Here is a 4,434-nt window from a genome sequence, read left to right as displayed (position 1 = left end):
GTTCTCTAGTAATATAGGAAAGGAATCATCACTTGAAGGAAGTAATTTTATAGGCGATAATACAACTTTGTATGGATCGCTTGGATTTGGCAGTTATATAGGTTATAATAGTTTCATAGTCGGGAAAATAGGTAGGTTTTGTTCTATTGGTAGTTGTGTGAGAGTAATACGTGGTATGCATCCCTCAAAAGTATTTATTAGTACACATCCTTATTTTTATTCAAAGGAAGGTGTTAATGGTGTAAGTTATGTTAAAAAACAAAAATTTAATGAATTTAAATATGCTGATAATGAAAGTTGCATTCTTATAAAAAATGATGTTTGGATAGGCGATAATGTTTCTATCATAGAAGGAGTAACTATAGAAAACGGTGCTATAATTGCAGCAGGTTCTTTGGTAAATAAAGATGTTGATCCATATACAATTGTTGGTGGAGTTCCAGCTAAAGTGATTGGATATCGTTTTGAAAAGGAGATAATAAAGGAACTAGATAAAAGCAAATGGTGGGATAAAGATATAGAATGGATTAAACAAAATGCAGAAATGTTCGAAAATTTTAAACAATTTAGTAGTTTGTTTAAAAAATAAAGAGGTATGGATATGGAAAGAATAGCATTTATTAATATAGTGTGTAATGGATCAACAGGACGCATTATGAGAGAATTACAGGAGAAGGCAAATGAAAATAATTTTGAAACAATTGCATTCTATGGAAGAGGTGCAGGTTATACTCATCTGAATTGTGTAAAAGTTGGAAATAAATTATCAATTTTATTACATGCTATATTATCATATTTTTTAGGCTTACATGGATTTGGATCTTATTTTTCCACAAAAAAACTAATAAGAGAATTAAATTCTTATAAGCCTAATGTAATTCATTTACATAATATACATGGATATTATTTGAATTATAGAGTTTTATTTAATTGGTTAGAGAACGAATATAAGGGAAAAGTTATTTGGACGTTGCACGACTGCTGGAGTTTTACAGGACATTGTGCTTACTTTACATATGTAGGATGTAATTCATGGAAAACAGCATGCCATGATTGTCCTGAAAAAAGAAAATATCCATGTAATTTTGGTATAGATAATTCTAAATTCATTTATAATCATAAAAAACATTATTTCACGCTTTTAGAAAATAAGCGATTGGTGCTAACTACGCCTTCTAAATGGTTAAAGGACCTGGTTGATTTATCCTTTATGAATAAATATGATGTAAAAATCATTAATAATTGGGTCGATTATAACCAATTTAAACCTGTAAAAGATACTAGCATAATGAAGAAATACAATATACCAGAAGATAAAAAAATTTTGCTAGGAGTAGCTAATGTTTGGGATGATAGGAAGGGTTTAAAGTTATTTGAAGAGATAGCAGAAGTAATTTCTAACCGATATGTAGTAGTGTTAGTAGGGCTTACTAATTCACAATGTAAAAAAGTACCTAAAAATATAGTTGGAGTAGAACGAACTGAAAATGTTGAAGAGTTAGTTGCGTTATATTCTAATGCTAGAATTTTTCTTAACCCTTCATATGAAGAAACTTTTTCTTTAGTAACTATAGAAGCAATGGCATGTGGTGTACCTGTCATAGTTTTGAATACAAGTGCGGTTAAAGAACTTGTCACTAGAGATACAGGATTAGTTCTAACTAAGTTAAAAGTAGATTTATGGACTGATGCTATACAAAAAGTTGATAATGGTGATTATTCTTCAGATAGAATTAGAAAACATGTAATAGATAATTATAATAAGGAGGTTAAAATAAAAGAATTTATAAATTTATTTATAAATGAAAGTGAAATTAATACAAAAAGAGGAGAAATATAATATGAGTTTAACATTACTACAGTTTGAAGTTATGGTTAGAATTGAAAGACATCAAGAAAAGAAACATTCACAACGTGAGTTAGCTAAATATTTAGGTGTATCATTTGGAAGTATAAACTCTACACTTAACGATTTAATTAAAGGGAGACTAATAAAAAATCGTGGTGATAATTGTTATGAAATTACTTTAAAGGGATATGAATCTCTAGAGCCGTATAGAGTAAAAAAGGCTGTTTTTATGGCAGCTGGTTTTGGAAGTAGAATGGTTCCAGTAACATTAAATACACCAAAACCATTAATTTTAGTTCATGGTAAAAGAATAATTGAAACTTTACTTGATGCAGTAATTGAGGCAGGAATTAAAGACATTATTATTGTTAGGGGTTATTTAGGTGAGCAGTTTGATGTTTTATTAAAAAAATATCCAATGATTAAATTTATTGAAAATCCTATTTACAATGAAGCAAATAATATTTCTAGTGCTTATTTAGTGAGAAATCAATTAGATAATGCATACGTATTAGAATCTGATTTAGTTCTATATAATAAAGATATTATTAGAAAGTATGAATATAAGAGTAATTACACTGGAATGAAAGTAGATATAACTGATGACTGGTGTTTTGAAACAAAAAAAGGTGTAATTACAAAAGTGAAAATTGGAGGTAAAAATGTGCATCATATGTTTGGAATATCTTTTTGGTCTGAACAAGATGCGAAAAAAATGAGCAAAGATATAGAAGAAGTATTTCATAGTCCGGGGGGAAAAGAAAAATATTGGGATGAGGTATCTTTAAAAGAGTGTATAGACCATTACAATATTATGGTTAGACCAGTAAGTGAAGGGGATGTAATAGAAATAGATACATTTAATGAACTTAAATCTATCGATCCTATTTATAGTGTATAAAAACCATCTATGGCTTATGCTATAGATTTTTTATTTCTCTAAATGATACATCTCTTAACAAAGTGTAAGAAAAAATTGTGGTAATAAAACGTTAAAAAGGCTATAATAAATATGTTATTTGAAAAGGAGTGTAATCCATGGCAAAGAAGAAACAAGCAAAAAAACCAATATATAAGACAGCTGGTTTTTATTTTGTATTAATTTATGCAATACTTACTATTTTATTTATTGCGCAGATGTTTATTTCTAATATCGTACCAATGAAATATATGATTCCAGTAATCGTTGTACTATTATTGTTACTGTTAGGAATGTATTATCTACAACTAGGAAAACGAGTGAATAAGGTTAATCGAATCTTAGGAAAAGTTCTAATCGTTATTCTAGCCGCATTCTTAGGGGTTGGAAACTGGTATGTTTTCAAAATGAGTGATACTTTTGGTCGTATGAGTGGAAATAATACACAAGTTGATCAAATGTCAGTTGTTGTTTTGAAAGACAGTCAATTGGAAAAAATTGAAGATTTAAAAGGAAAGAAACTAGGTATTTCAAAAACTGGTGACACTTCTCTAAACACCAAAGCTCTTGCGGATATAGAAAAAGATTTGGGTGAAGATGTTACTACTGTAGAATATAGTTCTTATAAAACATTCGCAGATGACTTATATGATGGAAAAGTTGATGCACTTTTGATAAATGAAGGTAGTCGAGGCTTATTTGAAGATAACCATCCTAAATTTAATAATGAAACAAAAGTTATTGCTTCTTATGAATATGAAAAAGAAACTAAAGATATCAGTAAGGATGTTAATGTAACAAAAGAACCATTTAGTGTTTATATTACTGGTATTGATACTTATGGATCTATTTCTACTGTTTCACGTTCAGATGTAAATATGATTGTAACAGTTAATCCAAATACACATCAAGTATTATTGACAAGTATTCCACGTGATTATTATATCCCTCAGCCTTGTCAAGGAGGACAGACAGATAAACTGACTCATACAGGATTATGGGGTGTAGAAGCTACTGTAGAGGCTGTAGAACAATATTTCAATATGGAGATTAATTACTACGCTCGTGTAAATTTCTCAAGTGTAGTGGAAATTGTAGATGCTTTAGGTGGAATCACTGTTGATAACCCTGTTGCATTTACTGCAAGTGATGGCACTTATTCATATGCTGCAGGAAGTATCCAAATGGATGGTGCTCAGGCATTAAGATTTGCTCGTGAGCGTTATAACTTAGCTGATGGTGATCGTGATCGTGGTAGAAATCAGATGCGTGTTATTACTGGTATGATCAATAAAATGATTTCACCATCTATCATCACACGTTATACAAGTATCATGAATGCGATTGGTGGAAGCTTCCAGACCAATATGTCATCTAATGAAATGTCTTCTCTAGTGAAGATGCAAATCAATGATATGTCTGGTTGGGATATCAAACAAATTAGTGTAAGTGGTGTTGGAAACGGTAGTGCTTGGTCTCCGGCAAATGGATTTAATTCATGGGTAATGGAACCAGATCAAAATACGGTTGCCAATGCGGTGAATTTGATTAAAAAAGTGAATAATGGCGAAATGGTAACTGATGCAGATGTTCAAAAACAAGCAGAATTAGTTGCTAATGTTGGATAATATAGTTGAAGGCTACAATTCTTAATCGAATTGTAGTC

The 4,434-nt window shown here is 30.3% G+C and carries 4 protein-coding genes; all 4 read left to right on the top strand.

What is annotated here, in order from left to right; translation table 11 throughout:
• Nucleotides 1–589, top strand: a 589-nt coding sequence (locus UGRO018_RS17510) for a CatB-related O-acetyltransferase (RefSeq protein WP_416327802.1), incomplete at its 5' end; no start/stop codon positions are given.
• Nucleotides 590–601: 12 nt separating this feature from the next.
• On the top strand, nt 602–1,840 hold the full coding sequence (locus UGRO018_RS17505; RefSeq protein WP_416327801.1) for a glycosyltransferase: 1,239 nt from the start codon (nt 602–604) through the stop codon (nt 1,838–1,840).
• A gap of 1 nt (nt 1,841) precedes the next feature.
• Nucleotides 1,842–2,750, top strand: a complete 909-nt coding sequence (locus UGRO018_RS17500; RefSeq protein ID WP_416327800.1) for a sugar phosphate nucleotidyltransferase — start codon at nt 1,842–1,844, stop codon at nt 2,748–2,750.
• A 137-nt stretch (nt 2,751–2,887) separates the two neighbouring features.
• Nucleotides 2,888–4,396, top strand: coding sequence for an LCP family protein (locus UGRO018_RS17495; protein WP_416327799.1), 1,509 nt, complete (start codon nt 2,888–2,890; stop codon nt 4,394–4,396).
• Nucleotides 4,397–4,434 lie beyond the last annotated feature (38 nt).

Origin of the sequence: Hoskinsella mucinilytica (genome assembly GCF_045223415.1) — a bacterium.
Taxonomy (GTDB): domain Bacteria; phylum Bacillota_I; class Bacilli_A; order Erysipelotrichales; family Erysipelotrichaceae; genus Hoskinsella; species Hoskinsella mucinilytica.
The sequence above is the reverse complement of the archived record's forward strand: the minus strand, read 5'-3'. Positions and strand labels throughout refer to the sequence as shown.

Coding starts and splice junctions, on each gene's coding strand:
- UGRO018_RS17505 (WP_416327801.1), top strand. CDS start 602: ATGGAAAGAATAGCATTTATTAATATAGTGTGTAATGGATCAACAGGA.
- UGRO018_RS17500 (WP_416327800.1), top strand. CDS start 1,842: ATGAGTTTAACATTACTACAGTTTGAAGTTATGGTTAGAATTGAAAGA.
- UGRO018_RS17495 (WP_416327799.1), top strand. CDS start 2,888: ATGGCAAAGAAGAAACAAGCAAAAAAACCAATATATAAGACAGCTGGT.